Annotated in this window: 20 protein-coding genes; 9 read left to right on the top strand and 11 right to left on the bottom strand. The window is 68.0% G+C overall.

The window, feature by feature from the left end; genetic code table 11:
* Positions 1–50 precede the first annotated feature (50 nt).
* Positions 51–629 carry a GNAT family N-acetyltransferase gene (locus PVT71_RS14925; protein ID WP_353474858.1) on the top strand — a complete coding sequence of 193 codons (579 nt, stop codon included), beginning with the start codon at positions 51–53 and terminating at the stop codon, positions 627–629.
* Between the two features lie 3 nt (positions 630–632).
* Here the strand turns inward: PVT71_RS14925 and PVT71_RS14920 are convergent, their stop codons facing one another.
* The 5 genes from PVT71_RS14920 to PVT71_RS14900 form a co-directional block, all read right to left on the bottom strand.
* The gene (locus PVT71_RS14920; protein ID WP_353474857.1) at positions 633–1,175 is read right to left on the bottom strand and encodes an NADPH-dependent FMN reductase; all 543 of its coding nucleotides are present in this window, start codon (positions 1,173–1,175) and stop codon (positions 633–635) included.
* A gap of 94 nt (positions 1,176–1,269) precedes the next feature.
* Positions 1,270–1,713, bottom strand: coding sequence for a MaoC family dehydratase (locus tag PVT71_RS14915; RefSeq protein WP_353475545.1), 444 nt, complete (start codon positions 1,711–1,713; stop codon positions 1,270–1,272).
* Between the two features lie 110 nt (positions 1,714–1,823).
* Positions 1,824–2,696: a TIGR01459 family HAD-type hydrolase gene (locus PVT71_RS14910; protein ID WP_353474856.1), complete on the bottom strand. Its 873-nt coding sequence runs from the start codon at positions 2,694–2,696 to the stop codon at positions 1,824–1,826.
* An 81-nt stretch (positions 2,697–2,777) separates the two neighbouring features.
* Complete coding sequence (locus PVT71_RS14905; protein WP_353474855.1) at positions 2,778–3,644, bottom strand: aldose 1-epimerase family protein; 867 nt, start codon at positions 3,642–3,644, stop codon at positions 2,778–2,780.
* A gap of 89 nt (positions 3,645–3,733) precedes the next feature.
* The gene (locus tag PVT71_RS14900) at positions 3,734–4,654 is read right to left on the bottom strand and encodes a manganese-dependent inorganic pyrophosphatase (protein WP_353474854.1); all 921 of its coding nucleotides are present in this window, start codon (positions 4,652–4,654) and stop codon (positions 3,734–3,736) included.
* A 200-nt stretch (positions 4,655–4,854) separates the two neighbouring features.
* On the opposite strand from PVT71_RS14900, the gene PVT71_RS14895 reads away from it, so the two are divergent.
* On the top strand, positions 4,855–5,061 hold the full coding sequence (locus tag PVT71_RS14895; protein WP_353474853.1) for a DUF3072 domain-containing protein: 207 nt from the start codon (positions 4,855–4,857) through the stop codon (positions 5,059–5,061).
* Positions 5,062–5,228: 167 nt separating this feature from the next.
* Complete coding sequence (locus PVT71_RS14890) at positions 5,229–7,508, top strand: NADP-dependent malic enzyme (RefSeq protein ID WP_353474852.1); 2,280 nt, start codon at positions 5,229–5,231, stop codon at positions 7,506–7,508.
* Positions 7,509–7,552: 44 nt separating this feature from the next.
* Here the strand turns inward: PVT71_RS14890 and PVT71_RS14885 are convergent, their stop codons facing one another.
* Positions 7,553–8,521 (bottom strand): Hint domain-containing protein, encoded by a 969-nt coding sequence (locus tag PVT71_RS14885; protein ID WP_353474851.1) that lies wholly within the window; start codon positions 8,519–8,521, stop codon positions 7,553–7,555.
* A gap of 485 nt (positions 8,522–9,006) precedes the next feature.
* Here PVT71_RS14885 and prpE point away from each other — a divergent pair, with 485 nt between their 5' ends.
* A complete protein-coding gene (prpE, locus tag PVT71_RS14880) occupies positions 9,007–10,905 on the top strand; it encodes a propionate-CoA ligase PrpE (RefSeq protein WP_353474850.1) in 1,899 nt (632 codons plus the stop codon).
* A gap of 105 nt (positions 10,906–11,010) precedes the next feature.
* On the opposite strand, the gene PVT71_RS14875 is transcribed toward prpE, so the two are convergent.
* Entirely contained in the window at positions 11,011–12,051 is a 1,041-nt protein-coding gene (locus PVT71_RS14875; protein WP_353474849.1) for a GlxA family transcriptional regulator, read from the bottom strand.
* 174 nt (positions 12,052–12,225) lie between these two features.
* Between PVT71_RS14875 and PVT71_RS14870 the strand changes: the two genes are divergently transcribed.
* Genes PVT71_RS14870 through purU form a run of 5 tightly spaced genes read left to right on the top strand, consistent with a single transcriptional unit; the run spans position 12,226 to position 18,312 of the window.
* Positions 12,226–13,479 (top strand): sarcosine oxidase subunit beta family protein, encoded by a 1,254-nt coding sequence (locus PVT71_RS14870; RefSeq protein WP_353474848.1) that lies wholly within the window; start codon positions 12,226–12,228, stop codon positions 13,477–13,479.
* A gap of 39 nt (positions 13,480–13,518) precedes the next feature.
* Positions 13,519–13,821, top strand: a complete 303-nt coding sequence (locus PVT71_RS14865; RefSeq protein ID WP_353474847.1) for a sarcosine oxidase subunit delta — start codon at positions 13,519–13,521, stop codon at positions 13,819–13,821.
* Positions 13,818–16,808 (top strand): sarcosine oxidase subunit alpha, encoded by a 2,991-nt coding sequence (locus PVT71_RS14860; RefSeq protein ID WP_353474846.1) that lies wholly within the window; start codon positions 13,818–13,820, stop codon positions 16,806–16,808. The genes PVT71_RS14865 and PVT71_RS14860 overlap by 4 nt, the downstream gene beginning before the upstream one ends.
* A 10-nt stretch (positions 16,809–16,818) precedes the next feature.
* Positions 16,819–17,364 carry a sarcosine oxidase subunit gamma gene (locus PVT71_RS14855; protein ID WP_353474845.1) on the top strand — a complete coding sequence of 182 codons (546 nt, stop codon included), beginning with the start codon at positions 16,819–16,821 and terminating at the stop codon, positions 17,362–17,364.
* Between the two features lie 3 nt (positions 17,365–17,367).
* Positions 17,368–18,312, top strand: a complete 945-nt coding sequence (purU, locus tag PVT71_RS14850) for a formyltetrahydrofolate deformylase (protein ID WP_353474844.1) — start codon at positions 17,368–17,370, stop codon at positions 18,310–18,312.
* Between the two features lie 97 nt (positions 18,313–18,409).
* On the opposite strand, the gene PVT71_RS14845 is transcribed toward purU, so the two are convergent.
* From PVT71_RS14845 to PVT71_RS14830, 4 genes are all read right to left on the bottom strand, one after another.
* Positions 18,410–19,186, bottom strand: coding sequence for a MetQ/NlpA family ABC transporter substrate-binding protein (locus tag PVT71_RS14845; RefSeq protein ID WP_353474843.1), 777 nt, complete (start codon positions 19,184–19,186; stop codon positions 18,410–18,412).
* Between the two features lie 36 nt (positions 19,187–19,222).
* Complete coding sequence (locus tag PVT71_RS14840) at positions 19,223–19,897, bottom strand: methionine ABC transporter permease (RefSeq protein WP_353474842.1); 675 nt, start codon at positions 19,895–19,897, stop codon at positions 19,223–19,225.
* Positions 19,887–20,948 (bottom strand): ATP-binding cassette domain-containing protein, encoded by a 1,062-nt coding sequence (locus PVT71_RS14835; RefSeq protein WP_353474841.1) that lies wholly within the window; start codon positions 20,946–20,948, stop codon positions 19,887–19,889. The genes PVT71_RS14840 and PVT71_RS14835 overlap by 11 nt, the downstream gene beginning before the upstream one ends.
* Positions 20,949–21,222: 274 nt before the next feature.
* Positions 21,223–22,074 (bottom strand): GH25 family lysozyme, encoded by an 852-nt coding sequence (locus PVT71_RS14830; protein ID WP_353474840.1) that lies wholly within the window; start codon positions 22,072–22,074, stop codon positions 21,223–21,225.
* Between the last annotated feature and the right edge of the window lie 99 nt (positions 22,075–22,173).

Below are 22,173 nucleotides of genomic sequence, written 5' to 3'. Positions count from 1 at the left end.
GCGCCGGCGTGATAGGGTGGACTGCCAGCCGTCAGGGGAGGACCGGCAAGATGATCGACCTTTCACCGCCATATCGGCTTGCCACGCCGGAAGATGCGCAGGAGCTTGCGGAGCTTGTGAATTTCGCCGGGGAGGGGCTGCCGCTGCACTTCTGGACGGGGCTCGCCGCCGAGGGGCAGGACCCCTGGGAGGTGGGCCGCCAGCGGCAGGCCGAGAAGGCCCGCGAGGGGCAGGTGGTGGTGGTGGATTTCGGCGCCGGCGCGGTGGCCGGGCTGACCGGCTACCCGATCGACGCCGAGCCCGAGCCGGTGCCCGATGACCTTCCCGAGGTGTTCCGCCCGCTGCAGGAGCTCGAGAACGCCGCGCCGGGCAGCTGGTACGTCAACGTGCTTGCCTGCTACCCGAACCACCGCGGCATGGGGCTCGGCTCGGGCCTGCTGCAACTCGCCGAGGAGATCGCCCGCGACGAGGGGCTGGATCGCATGAGCATCATCGTCGCCGGCGGCAACGAGGATGCGCGGCGGCTCTACGAGCGGCAGGGCTACGCCGAAGCGGCGCGCCGGCCCTGCATCCACGGCAGCTGGGAGAGCGATCTCGAGGAGTGGGTGCTGCTGGTCAAGCCGCTCTGAGGCTCATCCGAGGCTGGCGGCAAAGCTGGCCAGCAGCGCCTGCAGGCGGGTGCGCACCGTCTCGTCGGTCAGGTTGCCCTCGGCGTCGAAGGCCTGCCGCGCCTGCGGCACCATGAGCTTCGCGCCGAACCAGGGCTGCGCGCCGAGCGCCCGCATCACCGGCAGCCAATGCGCCTGTGACAGGATCGTGCCGAAGCCGCCGGGCGAGGCGCCGATGATCGCCACCGGCTTGTCCCTGAAGATCTTGAGCCCGTCGCCGCGCGACATCCAGTCGATGGCGTTCTTGAAGACGCCCGGAATGCCGTTGTTGTACTCCGGCGTGACCAGCAGCAGCCCGTCCGCCTCGGCGAGTTGCGCCTGCAGCGTCTTCACCGCGACGGGCAGCCCCCCGGCGGCCTCGTCGTCGGCATTGTAGAGCGGCACCTCGCGGATCGAGCCCGGCAGCACCGGGCAGTCCTCGGGGGCGAGCTCCATGGCCGCGCGCAGCAGGCCGGCGTTGAACGAGGCAGCGCGCAGGCTGCCGCTGAGGCCGAGAATCCGGGGCATGGGTCAGTCCTTCCGCAGGGTCAGGGCGCAGGATGGCCTTTGCAACTCCATCCGGCAAGACATTGTCTGCGCGCAAGAAAGGCGGACGGCTCTGTCAGTCGAACTTGCGCGAGGGGGCAAGCACCTTCGCCTCGCCGACGAGCACCGGCTTGCCCTCGACAGAGCACTTGCAGTCGAGCATCACCCGGCGCTTGGAAAAGTCGATGTCGGTCACCGTGACCTCGGCCAGCACCGTGTCGCCGGGGCGCACGGGGGCGATGAATTTCAGCGTCTGGCCGAGGTAGACGGTGCCATGGCCCGGAAGCTGCTCGCCGATCACCGCCGAGATCAGCCCGGCGGTGAGCATCCCGTGGGCGATCCGCCCCTCGAAGATCGTGTCCTGCGCGTAGGCGTCGTCGAGATGCACCGGGTTGTGGTCGGTAGACACCTCGGCAAAGAGGGCGATGTCGCGGTCGGTCACCTGCTTGCGCAGATACCGCGTCATGCCCATCTCGATGTCCTCGATGCAGATCGTCCCGCGGGGCAGGTTGTCGAGCATCTTGTCCTCCATGATCTGCGGCCCGGTAATAAATTGACGCCAAACCGGCATCCATGAGTAATTTTATTACTTCGCGGCCGCAGAAAATCAAGGGGGAAAATTGTGCCCGGTCAGCGCAGGAAACCGATCGAATAGGTGGGTTCCATCTGCTGCCCGGCGAGGTAGTCCGCAAGCGCCCCGGCCTCGGGCTGCTCGGCGGTCTTCGTCTCCTTCGCCGCGAGCCCGCCGGTGATGAAGAGGGAATCGAGGTCCTCGCCCACCGCGCCGAGGATGTCGGTGCGGATGCCGTCGCCGATGCAGAGGATGGCGCTGTCGGGTACCATCCGGTCGATCTCGGCAAGGCGGCGGCGCGCGAGGTCATAGACCGGCGGGTGCGGCTTGCCGAAGTAGAGGCTCTCGCCGCCCATCTCGGTGTAGAGCTGCGCCACGGCCCCGGCGCACCATTCTCGGGTCTCGCCGCGGTCGACCACGATGTCGGGGTTGGCGCAGAGCAGCTTCATGCCCTTCTGCTTGGCGTAGAGCAGCTGCGGGCGCAGCTCGGACGGGTCGGCATGGGGATCGAAGGGGCCGCAGCAGACGATGCCATCGGCCTCTTCCAGCGCGACGCGCTCGATCGGCAGCGGGTGCTCCAGCAGCTTGATCGGCTCGAAGAAGGGCTCGTCGAAGGGCGTGCCCATGAAATAGACCTTCTGGCCGACCTCGCCGCGGAACATGGCGACGCGGGCGCTGTCGCCCGAGGTGGCGATATTGTCCCAGGCGTCCTCGGGCACGCCGAAGACCTCGAGCTGCTTGACCACCTCGTGACGCGAGCGCGGGGCATTGGTCAGCAGCACCACGGTGCCGCCCTGCGCGCGGAAGCCGCGGAGCGCCTCGATGGCCGCGGGGAAGGCCTTCACGCCGTCATGCACGCAGCCCCAGAGGTCGACGAAGGCGGCCTCGTAATTCTGCGAGATCTCGGAAAGCGACTGGATGATGCGGGTCATGGAAAGCCTTTGTCGGACCTTGGGGTGAGAGGTTCACGCCCTTGATAGGGCAGCGGTGGCAGCGAGGCCAGAGCCGGGTGCTCAGAGATGCGGGGTCACCGTGTAGCCGAAGCGGGCGGCGGCATCGGGGGCGAGGGTCAGCGCGCCGGGGCGGTCGGCAAGCTGCGCCGAGCCGCCGAGCGGCGCGTGCATCCCGTGCCAGGGCTCGACGCAGAGGAAGGGCGCGCCCGGCTTCTGCCAGAGCGCGAGGAAGGGCAGGTTCTCGAAGGTGAAGTCGAGGCGCGGCCCGCCTTCGGTGCCGTAGCCGAGCGCCGCGCCCGCACCCTCGGGGAAGATCATTGCGTCGGCCTCGAACTGGTCATGGGCGAGGGTGAGGCGGCCCTTGGTGAAGGGCGAGGGCAGGCGGGTTTCGGGAAGGCGCCCGCCGTCGATGCGGGCGAGCGCGGGCTCGCCGCCGTTTGCCAGCGTGACTTCGTGTGCCAGCCCCTCGGCGCCGGGCAGCGGCCAGGCGAAGGCAGGGTGATAGCCGAGGCAGAAGGGCATCGGCGTGTCGCCGGTGTTCGCGACCTCGGCGGAGACGCACAGCGTGCCGCCCTCGAGCGCGTGGGTCACGGTCAGGCGGAAGGCGAAGGGGTACTGGGCGCGGGTCGTGTCGGTGTCGGTGAGCACGTGGCGGCAGGAGGTCGCGGTGACCTCCTCCAGCGCGAAGGTGCTGCGCCGTGCAAAGCCGTGCTGGCCCATCTCGGCCTCGAATTCGCCGATGCGGATCCGCCCCTCGGGCGCGGGGCCGACGATGGGAAAGAGGATCGGCGCGCGACCGGACCACCAGGCGGCATCGCCCTGCCAGAGCAGTTCGCGCCCGGCCTTGCGAAAGCTCTGCATCTCGGCGCCGAGCGGCGCCACGGTGAGGGTGAGGTCGGCGTCCGCGAGGGTCACGAGGTCGGTCATGGCAGGGCTCCGGTCAGCTGGGGCAGGGAGGAAGGCATGAAAAAGGGCACCCGCCGGGGTGCCCTTGATGCTGTGCGACGCGCGAAGGCTCAGAGCTTCAGGTTCGGGATGATCTGCTTCTTGCGCGACATGATGCCCGGAAGCACCACGGTATCGCCCTCGACGCTCGCGCCGAAGCTCTTCTCGGCCACGGTCTTCACCAGATCGTTCGGCACCAGCAGCGTCGCCTCTTCCTTGAGGATGTCGACGACGAAGAGCAGCACCTGGTCGACGCCATCCTCGGCGGCGACGGTCTTGAAGCTCTCCATCAGGCTGTCCTTGCGGCCGAGCGGGATCTCGGGCGCGGTGGTCTCCAGCACCGAGACGCGGAACTTGGTGCCACCGACCTCGTATTCCTTGCTGTCCATGCGGATCAGCTCGGCGTCGGAGAAGTCCGACACGTCGGACTTGGCGGCGAACATCTGCGCGGCGAACTCGGGGATGCTCACGCCGAGCGTGTCGGCCAGTGTCTCGGCGACGGCGCGGTCATGCGGGGTGGTGGTGGGCGAGCGGAATTCCAGCGTGTCCGACAGGATACAGGTCAGCGCCGCGCCCATGATCGGCTCGGGCATCTTCACCATGTCCTTGCCCATCAGGTCGATCATGATGGTCGCGGTGCAGGCCAGCGGGCGCACGGTGATGTCGATCGGCCCCTTGGTCTCGAGCCCGCCGACCAGCTTGTGGTGGTCGATGATCGCGCGGATGTCGGCGCCGTTGATCCCGGCGGGCAGTTCGGCCGGGTTGTTGGTGTCGACGATGACGACCGGGGCGTCAGCCGCGACGTCGGAGATGATCTCGGGCTTCTCGAGGCCCCAGTGCTCGAGCATGAAGGCGGCCTCGGTGTTCGGCTCGCCGAGCAGCACGGGCTTGGCCGCGACGCCCTTCACCTCGTTGAGGTACCAGGCCCAGATGATCGGGCTGCCGGTGGAGTCGGTGTCGGGGGACTTGTGGCCAAAAACCAGGGTGGTCATGCGGAAAAACTCCTCGGGTTCATAGGGTGCATATGCGATGCGTCTGGGTGCCCTGCGGCTTTCGCGACGGGTTATAGGCACGCGGCCGGGGCTTGTCACGCGGCCAAATGCTGCAGGCGCAACACCGCCCGCGCGACCTCCGCGGGGCATGGAACCGCGCCTTTCCCTCCGCGTTGAGACCGTCAGAAGGAGGCAACCCGATGACCTTTATGACCAGCCCGCGCCGGATCGACGCCGCCATGGACGTGCCGCCCGACCTGCGCCAGCCAATGACCGACGACCAGGCCCGGCGCCTGCGGGAGCTCTGCCGCCGCGCCGGGACCGAGTTCGAGCCGGGGCTGAGCCTCTGGCAGGCCGAGCGGCGGATCGCCGCGCTCGACGACCCGGCCGGAAGCCGGCCGACCTGAGCCTGCGACGCGCGGGTTTCCGCCCTTGCGTCAGCGCCCCTACAGAGCCGTGATCCCCTGTCCCGTGTTTTTCGTTTACCGGCTCGGCAAATCCTGATACCCGGCCTCCCAAGCCCTTCGGGGCAGATTGTTCAACGTTGAACCATCTTCGTTGGGAGGCCTACGACATGACCGATACCGCTCAGGAGAGCCTGCGCCAGGCGGCACTCTTCTACCACGAAAACCCCAAGCCCGGGAAACTCGAGATCCGCGCGACCAAGCCGCTGGCCAACGGCCGCGACCTCAGCCGCGCCTATTCCCCCGGCGTTGCCGAGGCCTGCCTCGAGATCAAGGCCGACCCCGCCAACGCCGCGCGCTACACCTCGCGCGGGAACCTCGTCGCGGTGGTCTCGAACGGCACGGCGGTGCTCGGTCTCGGCAACATCGGTCCGCTCGCCTCGAAGCCCGTGATGGAGGGCAAGGCGGTCCTCTTCAAGAAATTCGCCAACATCGACTGCTTCGACCTCGAGCTCAATGAGCCCGACCCGGTGAAGCTGGCCGAGATCGTCTGCGCGCTCGAGCCGACTTTCGGCGCGATCAACCTCGAGGACATCAAGGCTCCCGACTGCTTCATCGTCGAGAAGATCTGCCGCGAGCGGATGAACATCCCCGTCTTCCATGACGACCAGCACGGCACCGCCATCGTGGTGGGCGCGGCGGCGACCAACGCGCTGCACGTGGCCGGCAAGTCCTTCGAGGACATCAAGATCGTCTCGACCGGCGGCGGCGCGGCGGGCATCGCCTGCCTCAACATGCTGGTCAAGCTCGGCGTCAAGCGCGAGAACATCTGGCTCTGCGACATCCACGGCCTCGTCTACGAGGGCCGGACCGAGGACATGAACCCGCAGAAGGCCGCCTTTGCCCAGCCCTCCGACAAGCGCACGCTCGACGAGGTGATGGACGGCGCCGATCTCTTCCTCGGCCTCTCCGGCCCCGGGGTGCTGAAGCCCGAGCAGGTGGCCAAGATGGCCGCGCGCCCGATCATCTTCGCGCTCGCCAACCCGACGCCCGAGATCATGCCCGACCTCGCGCGCAGCGTGGCGCCGGACGCGATCATCGCCACCGGCCGCAGCGACTTCCCGAACCAGGTCAACAACGTCCTGTGCTTCCCCTTCATCTTCCGCGGCGCGCTCGACGTCGGCGCGACCGAGATCAACGACGCGATGCAGCTGGCCTGCGTCGAGGGGATCGCGGCGCTGGCCCGCGCCACCACCTCGGCCGAGGCCGCCGCCGCCTACCACGGCGAGCAGCTGACCTTCGGCGCCGACTACCTGATCCCCAAGCCCTTCGATCCGCGCCTCTCGGCGGTGGTCTCCTCGGCCGTGGCCAAGGCGGCGATGGAAACCGGCGTGGCGCAGCGCCCGCTGGCCGATCTCAAGGCCTACAAGGACAAGCTCAACGCCTCGGTCTTCAAGTCGGCGCTGCTGATGCGCCCGGTCTTCGAGGCCGCCGCCACCGCCGCGCGCAAGATCGTCTTTGCCGAGGGCGAGGACGAGCGCGTGCTGCGCGCCGCGCAGGCCATCCTCGAGGAAACCACCGAGACGCCGATCCTCATCGGCCGTCCCGAGGTGCTGGAGATGCGCTGCGAGCGTCTCGGCCTCACCGTGCGGCCGGGCCGCGACTTCCACGTGGTGAACCCCGAGAACGACCCGCGCTACCGCGATTACTGGGAAACCTACCACGGCATCATGGCACGCCGCGGCGTGACGCCGGATCTGGCCCGCGCGGTGATGCGCACCAACACCACCGCCATCGGCGCGGTCATGGTGCATCGCGGCGAGGCCGACGCGCTGATCTGCGGCACCTTCGGCGAGTACCGCTGGCACCTCAACTACGTCACGCAGGTTCTGGGCAGCGAGCGGCTGCAGCCGCATGGCGCGCTCTCGATGATGATCCTCGAGGACGGCCCGCTCTTCATCACCGACACGCAGATCTGGATCGAGCCCACCCCCGAGCAGATCGCGCTGACCGCCATCGGCGCGGCGCGCCACGTGCGGCGCTTCGGCATCGAGCCCAAGGTCGCGCTCTGCTCGCGCTCGCAGTTCGGCAACCAGGCCGACGGCTCGGGCCCGCGCATCCGCAACGCGCTCGAGATCCTCGACGGCGCGCCGCGCGATTTCGTCTACGAGGGCGAGATGCATGTCGACAGCGCCCTTGACCCCGAGCTGCGCGAGCGCCTGCTGCCGAACGGCCGGATGCAGGGTGCGGCGAACGTGCTGGTCTTCGCCGAGGCCGACGCCGCCTCGGGCGTGCGCAACATCCTCAAGGTCAAGGCGGGCGGGCTCGAGGTCGGGCCGATCCTCATGGGAATGGGCAACCGGGCCCATATCGTGACCCCCTCGATCACCGCGCGCGGGCTGCTCAACATGGCCGCCGTCGCGGGCACCCCGGTCGCGCATTACGGCTGACATCTGCCGAGTCGCGGCGGGCCCTGCCTGCCGCGACCTTTCTTTCAGACCTGCTCGTACTGCCCGGCGAGGAGACGCGCCTCGAAGCCGCGCAGGATCGGCGCAGCGGCTGGTACGCTGGCGATCTCCTCCTCGATCTCGAATTCCCCGAAGGCCGCCCGCTCCACGCCGCAGCGCGCAACTTGTCCGAGGTGCAGGCTCTCTGCGGGCATGCCGTTGGCGCTCAGCACTTTGTGCTCTGCGCAGAGGATGTGGAAATATGTCACCTCGGTGACCGTGCGGTCGATGCGGATGTTCTTGCCGTCCGCCAGCCGGACAATGGGCGCAAGGCAGTCCGCTTCATCGAAGTAGAGCTCATTCAGCGCCGAGCGCACCAGCACGCGGTGCTGCTGCGACAGCCAGGTCGGACGATAGGGGACACCGCGGCCAAAGACATTCGCCGCAACCCTCACCGGATGCCACTTGCGATACTCGGGACGGTCGGGAATGCGCAGCGTTGTCTTCCCGATCCACTCGATCACCTGCCGGTCGCCGTGGATATCCATGACCCAATCCCCGGCGCTCAACGACTCGATCGGCCGGTGGCCTGTCGGCGTACGTATTTCCGTGCCATGCGTGAAGCACAGCGGGGTGAAGATCGTATAGGGGGTCGCGTCGATATCTACGACAAGAAATACGTTTCCAAGAAGGTTCGGCTCGCCCGCGGGGTAGTGGAAATAGGTGTCGCCACCGGCCTTGAAGACGACGACATCCACCGGTGTGCCGAGAGAGACGCCGAGAATGCCAAGGTCGATGCCCGGGGTTACCGTGCCGCTCCCGATGTAAGTAACTGGCGAGCCGTTGAAAGTCGTCGCTCCGTCATCGCCGGAGCCGAGGATGCCATCGCCGTCCTCCAATGTTCCTGTCGTCGGGCTGCCGAAGTTCGAAATCAGCAGATTCCGTTCTGACCCCAAGAGGTCGGCTGCCGCGACCGAGCCGTTGTAGGGGGTGACCTGAATATCTTCCTGTGCCATGTGTGTTGCCCGACCCTCATATTATTTTTTATTTTGAGCAAATGCTCTTAGTTGGGGAAATTGCTCGACGGAGCAAATATTCACCGAGGTGGCAAATGCCGAGACTTAAAACGGATTTCCTCCTTTTTTAAAAATCGTGCACCCGCAATCGTGATTCTGAAATAACCATTTTAGATAACGGACAGTTTGTTACAGATTTGAAATCAATAGAGATGGAATGGGTCGGAATTGGTCAGGAATCATGACGGGTTTCTCGTCCCGAAATGCGCCGCCGATTCTCGGGAATTTTGCAAAAAATCTTCAGATTTGCAGAAGAATTTGCAGTTCCGCGGGCTTTGCAAAATTTCTTCGCCGAGGTTTCGCAAAAAACAGCAAACTCCTGCGTCCTTCTGTCCCTGTGCGCGGTAACGGACTTGCCCGGGGCGGGTCCGGAGCCGTATCAAATTGCGCACCGCTGTGGAGAGACGGCGCAAGGAGGAGGCACCATGGGCTACAAGGACATCTACGACAGCTGGGCAACCGACCCCGAGGGGTTCTGGATGCAGGCCGCCGAGGCGATCGACTGGGACAAGGCCCCCTCCAGGGCGCTCTTCGACAAGGGCGATGGCATGTTCGAGTGGTTCTCCGACGGGATGACCAACACCTGCTGGAACGCCGTCGACCGCCATGTCGAGAATGGCCGGGGCGAGCAGGTGGCGATCATCTGGGACAGCCCGATCACCCACACCAAGCGCGAGATCACCTATGTCGAGCTGCGCAACCGCGTCGCCACGCTGGCGGGCGCGCTGCGGGCGAAGGGGGTGGAGAAGGGGGACCGCGTCATCATCTACATGCCGATGATCCCCGAGGCGCTGGAGGCGATGCTCGCCTGCGCCCGGCTCGGCGCGATCCACTCGGTGGTCTTCGGCGGCTTTGCCGCGAACGAGCTCGCCGTGCGCATCGACGACGCCAAGCCCAAGTGCATCATCGCCGCCTCCTGCGGGCTCGAGCCGAACCGGGTGGTGCATTACAAGCCGCTGCTCGACGGGGCGATCGACCTCGCGACCCACAAGCCCGACTTCTGCGTCATCTTCCAGCGCGAGCAGGAGGTGGCCGAGCTGACCCCCGGGCGCGACGTGAACTGGCACGGCTTCCAGTACGGCGTCGCCCCGGCGGATTGCGTGCCGGTCGAGGGCAACCACCCGGCCTACATCCTCTACACCTCGGGCACCACCGGCCAGCCCAAGGGCGTCGTCCGCCACACCGGCGGGCACCTCGTGGCGCTCGACTGGACGATGAAGAACATCTACAACGTCGAGCCCGGCGACCGCTTCTGGGCCGCCTCGGACGTGGGCTGGGTCGTCGGTCACAGCTACATCTGCTACGCGCCGCTGATCCACGGCAACACCACGATCGTCTTCGAGGGCAAGCCGATCGGCACGCCCGACGCGGGCACCTTCTGGCGGGTGATCTCCGAGCACAAGGTGAAGAGCTTCTTCACCGCGCCCACCGCCTTCCGCGCGGTGAAGCGCGAGGATCCGAAGGGCGAGTTCGTCACGAAATACGACCTTTCCTGCCTCAACGCCGTCTACCTCGCCGGCGAGCGCGCCGACCCCGACACCATCCAGTGGGCGCAGAAACAGCTGGGCGTGCCGGTGATCGACCACTGGTGGCAGACCGAGACCGGCTTTGCCATCGCCGCCAACCCGCTGGGGATCGAGGAACTGCCGGTCAAGCTCGGCTCGCCCTCGGTGCCGATGCCGGGCTACGACGTGCGCATCCTCGACGAGGGAGGGCACGAGGTGAAGGACGGCGAGCTTGGCGCCATCGCGATCAAGCTGCCGCTGCCGCCGGGCACGCTGCCGACGCTGTGGAACGCCGAGGACCGTTTCCGCAAGGCCTACCTCACGCATTTCCCCGGCTATTACGAGACCGGCGACGCGGGGATGAAGGATGCGGACGGCTATCTCTACATCATGTCGCGCACCGATGACGTGATCAACGTCGCGGGCCACCGCCTCTCGACCGGCGCGATGGAGGAGGTTCTGTCGAACCATCCCGACGTCGCCGAATGCGCGGTGATCGGGGTCAGCGACGCGCTCAAGGGCCAGCTGCCCATGGGGTTCCTCTGCCTCAACGCCGGCTGCGACCGCCCGCATGACGAGGTGGTCCGCGAGGCGGTGAACCTCGTGCGCGACCAGATCGGCCCGGTCGCGGCGTTCAAGCTCTGCACCGTGGTGGACCGCCTGCCAAAGACCCGCTCGGGCAAGATCCTGCGCGCCACCATGGTCAAGATCGCCGACGGCGCCGAGTTCAAGACCCCCGCGACGATCGACGATCCCGCCGTGCTCGGCGAGATCCGCGAGGCGGTGATGCCGCTGGGATACGCCAAGGAGCCCGCCTGACACGGCAGGCCCTTCCGGCGTCGCGCGCCCTGTCTTGGGAGGGGCAGGGCGCGCCTTTCACCTCGGGCCGCGCACCTGTCCCCGCGGGGACAGGCCATCCGCGCCTCAGTCCGCCCGCGGCAGCAGCACGCCCACGGCCAGCTCCGGATCGGCCCCGGCCTGCGCCTTGCGGTACTCGACCGGGGTCACGCCGCGCTCGGCCTTCAGCGTGCGCGACAGGTGCGGCCCGTCGCAGAAGCCGCAGGCCAGCGCCACCTCGGTGACCGAGGCCTCGGTGCTGCGCAGCCGGATCAGCGCGCGCTCGAGCCGCAGCTCCATGTAGGCCTTGAGCGGGGTCTGCCGCAGGTCCGCAAGGAAGCGCCGTTCCAGCGTGCGCCGCCCCACGCCCAGCTCGCGCGCCAGCTCGTCGATCGGTTTCGGCACCTCGATGTGCTGCTGCATCCGCAGCACCGCGCGCTTTACCAGCTCGTCGCTGGCGCGCCGGGTGAGCGCCTGCCCGGGCTGCGCCTTCTCGCCGCTCATCGCCTCGTCGATCATCATGATGTTGAGGCTCTTGATCGCCGCCGACTGGCCGATGTGGCGCTGCACGAGGAAGGCCGCGAGATGCGCCGCGCCATGCCCGCCCGAGCAGGTCAGCCGGTCGCGGTCGACGACGAAGATCTGGTCCGAGACCGGGGTTTCCGCCTCGAACCGGTCGATGAAATCCTGGTGGTGGAACCAGCTCACGCAGCAGCGGTAGCCCTTGAGCAGCCCCAGTTCCTGCAGGATGAACACCCCGGTGCAGAGCCCCACCACCGGCACCCCCGCCGCCGCCTGCCGCTTGAGGAAGGCAAGCTCGGCCGGGCTCAGCGCCACCTCGTCGCTGATCAGCCCGCCCACCACCACGAGGTAGTCGTAGCTCCCGGCGTTGCGCAGCCGTGTGTCGGGCTGCACCCGCACGCCGCAGCTCGAGCGCACCGGGCCCAGTGTGTCCGACAGCACGGTCCAGTCGCAGAGGATCGGGCGCGACTTGTCGGCCTCGTCGGCGGCAAGGCGCAGCACGTCGACGAAATTGGCAAAGGCCGACAGGGTGAAGCGCCCCGCAAGCAGGAAGGCGACACGCAGGCGTTTCTGGGACGGGCTGGGCGGCATGGCGGAATTCTTCATGATCTGGCGGAATTCTACAAGAACTGCGCGCGGCTGAAAAGAGGCTGCCGCGCGGCGTCGGAAATCCGTCCCGTGACGCTTCGGTTCAGCCGGGGTGGCGCAAATCTTCATATACCTGCGCACCGGATGACCTACCAAGGATCCCCAGAACTCACCACAGCCGGGGGCCTGCCCATGACGCGGTTCAACGCCTTTTCCCTTCTCAAGAACGCCGTCACCGGTCACAGGAACTGGACCGAGCAGTGGCCGGACAGCCAGCCGAAGGCCGAGTATGACGTGGTCATCGTCGGCGCCGGCGGGCACGGGCTCGGGGCGGCCTACTACCTCGCGACGCAGCACGGCATCACCAACGTGGCGGTGATCGACAAGGGCTGGCTCGGCGGCGGCAACACCGGGCGCAACACCACGATCATCCGCTCGAACTACCTCTACGACGAGAGCGCGCGGCTCTTCGACCACTCGGTCGACCTCTGGCAGACCCTCAGCCAGGAGCTGAACTACAACGTCATGTACTCGAACCGCGGCTGCCTCATGCTCGCGCATACCGTGCATGACGTGCAGAGCTTCAAGCGCCACGTGCATGCCAACCGGCTCAACGGCGTCGACAACCGCTGGCTGACGCCGGAGGAGTGCAAGGAGTACTGCCCGCCGATCAACATCTCCAAGACCTCGCGCTACCCGGTGATGGGCGGCGCGCTGCAGGAGCGGGCGGGCACGGCGCGGCATGACGCGGTGGCCTGGGGCTATGCCCGGGGCGCGGCGGCACGCGGCGTCGACATCATCCAGAACTGCGCGGTGACCGCGATCCGCCGCAACCCCGACGGCTCGGTCGCCGGGGTCGACACCGAGAAGGGCTTCATCAAGGCGAAAAAGGTCGCGGTCTCGGCCTCGGGTCACAACACGCAGGTGATGGCGACCGCCGATGTCCGCCTGCCGCTCGAGAGCATGCCGCTGCAGGCGCTTGTGAGCGAGCCGGTGAAGCCGGTCTTCCCCTGCGTGGTCATGTCGAACGCCGTGCACGCCTATTGCAGCCAGTCCGACAAGGGTGAGCTGGTGATCGGCAGCGGCACCGACCAGTACGTCAGCTACAGCCAGCGCGGCGGGCTGCCGCTGATCGAGCATACCATTGCCGCGATCTCCGAGGTCTTCCCGATCTTCAACCGCATGCGGATGCTGCGCAAATGGGCGGGGATCACCGACAACACGCCGGACCGTTCGCCGATCATCGGCAAGACGCCGGTCAAGAACCTCTACGTCAACTGCGGCTGGGGGACGGGCGGCTTCAAGGCCACGCCGGGCTCGGCGCATGTCTTCGCCTGGACCATCGCCAAGGACGAGCCGCACCCGATCAACGCCCCCTTCACGCTCGACCGCTTCCGCACCGGCCGGCTGATCGACGAAGCGGCGGCCGCCGCCGTCGCGCACTGACCTGCGCGCGATGATGACTGTGCATTAAGGACGACGCCCATGCTCCTGATAAATTGCCCCTATTGCGACGAGACGCTGCCCGAGGTCGAGTTCACCTATGCCGGCGAGGCGCATATCGCCCGGCCGGAGAACCCCTCGGAGATGAGCGACGATGCCTGGCAGCAGTTCCTCTTCATGCGTGACAACGTGAAGGGTGACCACTTCGAGCGCTGGCGCCACCTGCACGGCTGCGGGCGCTTCTTCAACGCCGTGCGCAACACCGTCACCGACAAGTTCCTGACCACCTACAAGGCGGGCGCGCCGCGCCCCGACCTCGCCGCGCTGAAGGAGGGCCAGAAATGAGCAGCCATCGCGTATCCGGCAAGGGCCGCGTCAACCGCAGCCGCCCGGTGAACTTCACCTTCGACGGCAGGACCTTCCAGGGCTACGAGGGCGATACGGTCGCCTCGGCGCTGCTCGCGAATGGCGTGCACCTGATGGGCCGCTCGTTCAAGTACCACCGCCCGCGCGGGCCGGTGGCGGCGGGCTCCGAGGAGCCCAACGCGCTGATCGGCACCCGCCGCGGCCCGGGCCGGTTCGAGCCCAACACCCGCGCCACGGTGCAGGAGATCTGGGGCGGGCTCGAGACGACCTCGCAGAACAAGTACCCGAGCCTCAGCTTCGACGTCGGCGCGGTCAACGACGCCGCCTACATGCTCTTCTCGGCCGGTTTCTACTACAAGACCTTCATGTGGCCGCGCAGCTTCTGGGACAAGGTCTACGAGCCCTTCATCCGCGCCGCCGCCGGGCTCGGGGTGAGCCCCACCGAGGAAGACCCCGACAGCTACGCCTCGCGCAACCTGCATTGCGACGTGCTGATCGTCGGCGCCGGGCCCTCGGGCCTCGCCGCGGCGAAGGTCGCTGCCGAGGCGGGCCTCAAGGTCGTGCTGGTGGACGAGAACGCCGAGGCGGGGGGCACGCTGCTCTCGGAGCCGCAGGCGCAGATCGACGGCATCCCGGCCTGGGACTGGCTGGCCTCCGAGCTGGCCGCGCTGAAGGCGGCGGGCGTCAAGGTGATGACCCGCACCACCGCCATCGGTTACTACCACCAGAACCTCATCGGCCTCTGCGAGCGGCTGACCGACCACCTCGCGCAGCTGCCCGCCGACACCCCGCGCGAGCGGCTCTGGCGGGTGCGGGCGAAGCAGGTGGTGCTGGCGCAGGGCGCGCTGGAAAAGCCGCTGGTCTTCCACGGCAACGACCGTCCCGGCGTCATGCTGGCGGGCGCGGCGCAGACCTACCTCAACCGCTACGGCGTGCTGGTCGGGCAGCGCCCCGTGGTGCTGACCTCGCATGACAGCGCCTGGCACGCGGCGTTTGATCTCTCGGACGCGGGCGCCAGGGTGCAGGCCATCGCCGACACGCGCCAGAGCGTCAGCGAGGAGCTGATGGCCGAGGCGCGGCTGCGCGGCATCCCCGTCAAGCTCGGCCGCACCGCCACGGCGACCAAGGGCCGGCTGCGGGTGAGTTCGATCCGGATCAACCCGGTCTCCGGCGGCAGGGTCGGCGCGGGCGAGGAGATCGCCTGCGATGCGGTGCTGATGTCGGGCGGCTGGACCCCCTCGCTGCACCTCTTCTCGCACACCAGGGGCACGCTCGCCTGGGACGACGACCGCACCACCTTCCTGCCCGAGCGCACGCCGGAGGATTGCGTCATCGCCGGCGCCAGCCGCGGCCTCTGGGGCCTCGAGGCGGTGCTGAACGACGGCGCCGAGAAGGGCCGCGCGGTGGTCGAGGCGCTCGGCAAGACCGGGGACGCGCGGGCCTACACCGTCTCGGACGACCGCGCCGGCTCGGGCGTGTCGCACAGGGAACTGCCGACCGACCTCAGCCCCGGCAAGGCCAAGGCCTTCGTCGACTACCAGAACGACGTGACCGCCAAGGACCTGCGCCTCGCGGTGCGCGAGGGCATGCGCTCGATCGAGCACGTCAAGCGCTACACCACCAACGGCATGGCCACCGACCAGGGCAAGATGTCCAATATCAACGGTCTCAACATCGCCGCGGATGCGCTTGGAAAGAAACAGCCTTCGGTCGGCCTGACCACCTTCCGCCCGCCCTATACCCCGACCAGCTTCGGCGCCTTCGCGGGCTATCACCGCGGCGGGCACTTCGAGGTGACGCGCAAGACCCAGATCGATCTCTGGGCCGAGGAACAGGGCGCGGTCTTCGAGCCGGTCGGCCAGTGGCGCCGGGCCTGGTACTTCCCGCGGCCGGGCGAGGACATGGAGGCGGCGGTCAGCCGCGAGTGCCGCGCCACCCGCGCCGGCGTCGGCATCTTCGACGCCTCGACGCTGGGCAAGATCGAGGTCGTCGGCCCCGACGCCGTCGAGTTCATGAACCGCATGTACACCAATCCCTGGAGCAAGCTGGCGCCGGGCCGCTGCCGCTATGGCCTGCTTTGCGGCGACGACGGCTTCATCCGCGACGACGGCGTCATCGGCCGCATGGCGCAGGACAAGTTCCACGTCACCACCACCACCGGGGGCGCCGCGCGGGTGCTGAACATGATGGAGGACTACCTGCAGACCGAGTGGCCGGACCTGAACGTCTGGCTCACCTCGACCACCGAGCAATGGTCCACCATCGCGCTCAACGGCCCCGATGCCGCGAAGCTGCTGGCGCCCTTCGTCGAGGGCGTCGAGCTGACCGAGGAGGCCTTCCCGCACATGTCCTGCACCGAGTGCAGCGTCGCGGGCATCCCCGCGCGGCTCTTCCGCGTCAGCTTCACCGGCGAGATCGGCTTCGAGGTCAACGTGCCCGCGCCGATGGGCCGCAGGCTCTGGGAGCTGCTCTGGGAGGCCGGGCAGAGGTTCAACATCTGCGCCTATGGCACGGAAACCATGCACGTCCTGCGCGCCGAGAAGGGCTACATCATCGTCGGCCAGGACACCGACGGCACGGTCACGCCGATCGACGCGGGCATGGGCTGGGCCGTCGGCAAGTCGAAGCCCGACTTCGTCGGCAAGCGCGGCATGGCGCGGCCCGACCTCGTGGCCGAGGGCCGCAAGCAGCTGGTCGGGCTGCTGACCGAGGATGGCAGCAAGCTCGAGGAGGGGGCGCAGATCGTCTTCGACCCCAGCCAAGCGATCCCGATGACCATGGTCGGCCACGTGACCTCGTCCTACCACTCGGATGCCGCGGGCCGTCCCATCGCGCTGGCGCTGGTCGCGGGCGGGCACGGGCGGATGGGCGAGACCGTCCACATCCCGATGCCCGACCGCACCATCGCGGCGAAGATCACCGGAACGGTCTTCGTCGATCCCGAGAACACCCGGCTGAAGATCTGAGGAGGCCATGATGAACGCCCCGCTTTCCGCCTTCCCGCCCGCCACCCTGGCCGAGACCCCGGCCGCCAAGGTGAGCTCGGCCCTGCCCAGGACCCGCTTCTCGCTGCGCGCGCGGGGGGATCTCGCGCCGCTCGAGCAGGCGCTGGGGGTGACCCTGCCGCGCCGCATCGGGCAGACCGTCAAGGGCCCCATCGAGGCCGCCTGCCTCGGCCCCGACGAATGGGTCCTGCTGGCCTCGGAGGCCGCGCCCATCGCGGAGGCCTGCGCCGGGGTCTACGGCACGCTGCCGCACAGCCTCGTCGACATCTCGGCCCGCGAGGTGACCTTCGTCATCGAGGGCCCGCGCGCCGCCGAGCTGATCACCATCGGCTGCGCCCGTGACATCGATACCATCGCCCCCGGCACCGCCCGCCGCACGCTCTTCGACGGCGCCACGGTGACCCTCTGGCGCGACGCCGAAGACCGCTTCCGCCTCGACGCCTGGAACAGCTTCGCCCCCCACCTGCTGCATCTCCTGCAGATCGGGGCACGTGAACTTGCCGCTGAAAGTCATTGAAAGATGGGTATCATCCAGGAAGTCCAAGCTGCCGCCGACCGGGTTCAGACCAAGGGGACCCGTGAGCGGAACATCGTCCTGACCGTGTCCTGCCCGGTGCGCTCGGGCATCGTGGCGGCGATCTCGACCTATCTTGCCGAGCAGGGCTGCAACATCCACGACAGCGCGCAGTTCTCGGACCTCGCGAATGACCGTTTCTTCATGCGGCTGAGCTTCAGCTCCGAGCAGGGCCGCGACCGTGAGGCGCTGGCCGAGGGCTTTGCCGGGCTCGCGCGGGATCTCGGCATGGACTTCGCCTTCCACGATCCGGGCCGCAAGATGAAGGTCGCGATCATGGTGGGCCGGTTCGGGCATTGCCTCAACGACCTGCTCTACCGCTCGCGCATCGGCGCGCTGCCGATCGAGATCGTCGCGGTGATCTCCAACCACCTCGACTACCAGAAGGTCGTGGTGAACCACGACATCCCCTATTACTGCGTCAAGGTCACGAAAGAGACCAAGGCGGGGGCCGAGGCCGAGCAGATGCGCATCCTGCGCGAGAGCGGCGCGGAACTGGTGGTGCTGGCGCGCTACATGCAGGTGCTGAGCGACGAGATGTGCACCGAGATGTCGGGGCGGATCATCAACATCCACCATTCCTTCCTGCCCAGCTTCAAGGGGGCGAACCCCTACAAGCAGGCCTATGAGCGCGGCGTGATGCTGATCGGCGCGACGGCGCATTACGTGACCGCCGACCTCGACGAGGGGCCGATCATCGAGCAGGACGTGATCCGCGTGACCCATGCGCAGAGCGCGGCGGATTACGTCTCGCTGGGCCGCGACGTGGAAAGCCAGGTGCTGGCGCGGGCGATCCATGCGCATATCCACCGCCGGGTCTTTCTCAATGGCAACAAGACCGTGGTCTTCCCGGCGAGCCCCGGGGAACATGCGTCCGAGCGGATGGGCTGAGAGCGCAGCCCCTGCCGGAACGGGAAAGGCCTGCCGCGGGGATCGCGGCAGGCCTTCGCGTTTCGGGCAAGGCGGGCACGGGGCCCGCCGCCGTCGCTTACCAGGAGGTCAGCACGGTGCCGTGGTACTTCTCTTCGATGAAGGCCTTCACCTCGGGGCTGTGGTAGGCGTCGATCAGCGGCTTCACCCAGGGCTGCTCCTCGTCGCCCTTACGCACGACGATGATGTTCACGTAGGGGTTGTCGGCGCTTTCCATGGCGATCGAGTCTTCCTTCGGGTTCAGGCCCGAGGCGATCGCGTAGTTGGTGTTGATCAGCGCGGCGTCGAGGTCGGCCAGCGAGCGCGGCAGCTGCGCCGCGTCGAGCTCCTGGAAGCGCATGTCCTTGGGGTTCTCGACCACGTCGAGCACGGTCGGCACGAGGCCGGTGCCCTCGGCGAGCTTGATCAGGCCGAGCTGCTGCAGCACCAGCAGGGCGCGGCCGCCGTTGGTCGGATCGTTCGGGATGCCCATGGAGCCGCCCTCGGGGAAGTCGTCCATCGAGGTGATCTTGTCCGAGTAGACGCCCATCGGGGTGGTGATGGTGGTCGCGATCGGGCTGAGCTCGAAGCCGCGGTCCTTCATCTGGTTGTCGAGGTAGGGCTCGTGCTGGAACGAGTTGGCCTCGATGTCGCCGTCGGCCAGCGCCTGGTTCGGCACCACGTAGTCGGAGAACTCGACCACGTCGATGTTGAGACCCATGGGCGCGGCGATCTTGGCCACTTCTTCCATGATCTCGGCGTGCTCGCCCGGCGAGACGCCGACCTTGATGTCGTCGGCCATCGCGGTGCCGGCCATCAGGGCCAGGGCGGAGACGAGGGGGATCATACGCTTCATGGGAATTCTCCTTCCAATTGCGTTCTTGTTCTTGGTTCAGCGGCCGCGGTTGCGCGGCGCGCGCTTGTCGACCAGCCGGGCCAGACCCTCGCCGAGGGACTGCACGAGCTGGACCAGCACGATGAGGATGACGACCACCGCCAGCATCACCTCGGGCATGAAGCGCTGGTAGCCGTAGCGGATGCCGAGATCGCCGAGGCCCTCGCCGCCGACCGCGCCGACCATGGCCGAGTAGCCGATGAGGCTGACCACGGCGAGCGTGAGACCGAGCGTGATGCCGGGCAGGGCCTCGGGGATCAGCACCTTGCGGATGATCTGCAGCGGCGTCGCGCCCATCGCCCGGGCCGCCTCGATGAGGCCGCTGTCGACCTCGCGGATGGCATTTTCCACCAGTCGCGCGATGAAGGGCACGGCGGCGATGGTCAGCGGCACGATGGCGGCGGTGGTGCCGATCGAGGTGCCCGCGATCATGCGCGTGAAGGGGATGATCGCCACCACGAGGATGATGAAGGGCACCGAGCGCGCCGCGTTGACGACGAGGCCCAGCACCTTGTTGACCCAAGGGCTCGACAGCAGCTCGCCGCGTTGCGAGACGGCGAGGTAGACGCCGATGGGCAGGCCGAAGAGCGTGCCGAGCGCGCCCGAGATGGCGACCATGTAGAGGGTCTGAAGCGTGGCTTCGATCAGCAGGTTGATGAGGTTAGCCGACATAGCCCAGCACCTCCGTGAGCAGCTCGTGACGTTCAAGATAGGCGCGGGCCTCGGCACCGCGCTCGGCCTCGACCGAGACCAGCAGGTTGCCGAAGGGATGCGGGCCGATCTCCTCGATGGCACCGGCAAGGATGTTGACCGGGATGCCGAGTTCCGAGGTGAGCATGGCCAGCATCGGGTCGGTGGCGTGTTTCCCGGCGAAGGTGATGCGGATCACCTCCTGGCTCGGGCCCTGCGGGCGTTCGGCGACCAGCCGCCCGGCGATGAAGCTCGGCAGGGTGATGCCGGTGATGCCCGACAGGAACGAGCGCGTGGTCGGGTGCTGCGGGGCGGCGAAGACGTCGTAGGTCGCGCCCGCCTCGACGATGCGCCCGCCGTCGATCACCGCGACATGGCTGGCGATGTCGCGGACGACGGCCATCTCGTGGGTGATCAGCAGGATGGTGAGGCCGAGGTCGCGGTTGATGTCGCCGAGCAGCTTCAGCACGGTCTGCGTGGTCTCGGGGTCGAGCGCCGAGGTGGCTTCGTCCGAGAGCAGCACCTTGGGCTGGGTGGCGAGCGCCCGGGCGATGCCGACGCGCTGCTTCTGCCCGCCGGAAAGCTCGGCCGGGTAGCGGGTGCTCAGTTGTTCGAGCCCGACGCGGGCGATCAGGTCGTCGACGCGGCACTTGATCTCGGCACCGGGCACGCCCGCGATCTCGAGCGGCAGGGCGACGTTGCCGTAGACCGTGCGCGAGCTCAGCAGGTTGAAGTGCTGGAAGATCATCCCGACCTCGCGCCGGATGCGGCGCAGCGCGGCGCCGCCGGCGCGGCCGACGTCATGCCCGGCGACGGTGACCGTGCCGGTTGTGGGCTGCTCCAGCCCGTTGACCATGCGCAAGAGCGTGGACTTGCCCGCGCCGGAACGGCCGATGATCCCGGTGATCGTGCCGGGGGCGACCTCGAGGCTGATGTCCTCGAGCGCCATGACCATGCCGGAGCCCTTCTTGGCGAAGGACTTTCCCAGCTTGTCGAAGGTGATCGCGGCACCTGATGTCTGCATTTCGGCCATACGAGTCTCTCGTTTTCGTCCGGCCTCCCCCTTGCGGCGCGATAGACCGGATATGGGCCGGGGACGCAAGCCCTGCCGGGGCGGCGAAAGCGCGGCAATTCCCTGCGGCGGAGTGTATCACGCCGGATGCGCAGGAGGGCGTTCCGGCTTGTGCCGGAAGGCGCGCGGCCTGTTCGCCGGGGCGCGCGGAGGGCCGGAGGATGTTCTTTTGTCGCGGAAAAGGTGGGTTGGCCCGCTTGCACCCCGGGGCTGCGGGCCCCGGGGCCGCGCCGGGCTAGCCCTGGCTGCGCACCGCCAGCCAGTCGCGCCAGCTTTCTTCGCTGCCGGCGAAGGCGTTGAGGTCGACATGGCCGCGCACCCCGGGCACCAGCCCGGTGCCGGTGTATTGCCAGAAGCTCCAGCGCTCGTCGGGGTAGCGCTCGGAGGGGTGCGCGGTGACCGAGCGCAGCCAGAACTCGTGCCCGCCGAGCGATCCGAGGTCATTGCGGGCGTAGAAGTCGGGGGTGGTGTAGATCACCGGAGCGGTGCCGTAGTGGCGGGTGACGATCGCGGTGAACTCGCGGATGCTGGCGCGCACCTCGTCGGCTGGCGGGCGGATCCGGCAGGTGGGCGACAGGTGGTTCCATTCCATGTCGAGGATCGGGGGCAGATCGCCGCTGCGCCGCGGCACGTTGGCGATGAACCACGCCGCCTGCTCGCGGGCCGGACGGCAGAAATAGTAGAAGTGGTACGCCCCCACCGGCACGCCCGCGGCGCGCGCGCCGGCGAAGTTGCCGGCGAAGGCCGGGTCGAGCACGTCGCCGCCCTCGGTCGCCTTGAGGTAGCCGAAGCGGATGCCGGCGTTCCGCGCCGTGTGCCAGTCGATCTGGCCCTGGTAGCGCGCCGCGTCGATCCCGTGCACCGGGTAATGCGCCGGGCCGAACCCGGTCCAGTCGTGCGGCTTGCTGTCGCCGAAGCGGTGCGGGATGCCCGCCGCGCGGTTCTCGCGGATGTAGAGGGCCTGCGTGTCGGTGCCGGAAGCGGCGGAGGTCCGCGGTGCCGGGCTGCCGCAACCGCTCAGCGTTGCGGCCAGCGCGGCGATCAGCGCACCCGCCCTCACGGTTGATCCGGGGCGTTTCGTGCTCATGGTCTGTCCTGCTCGTTGCCTGCCACGAGCCTAACGCGAAACGCGATTCCACGCATGATGTAGTTGTGCAACGCCGCCTGGTCCGCACGCAGGGCGCGA

Source organism: Salipiger sp. H15, from assembly GCF_040409955.1.
Taxonomy (GTDB): Bacteria; Pseudomonadota; Alphaproteobacteria; order Rhodobacterales; family Rhodobacteraceae; genus Salipiger.
This window is presented reverse-complemented; position numbering and strand designations above follow the sequence as displayed.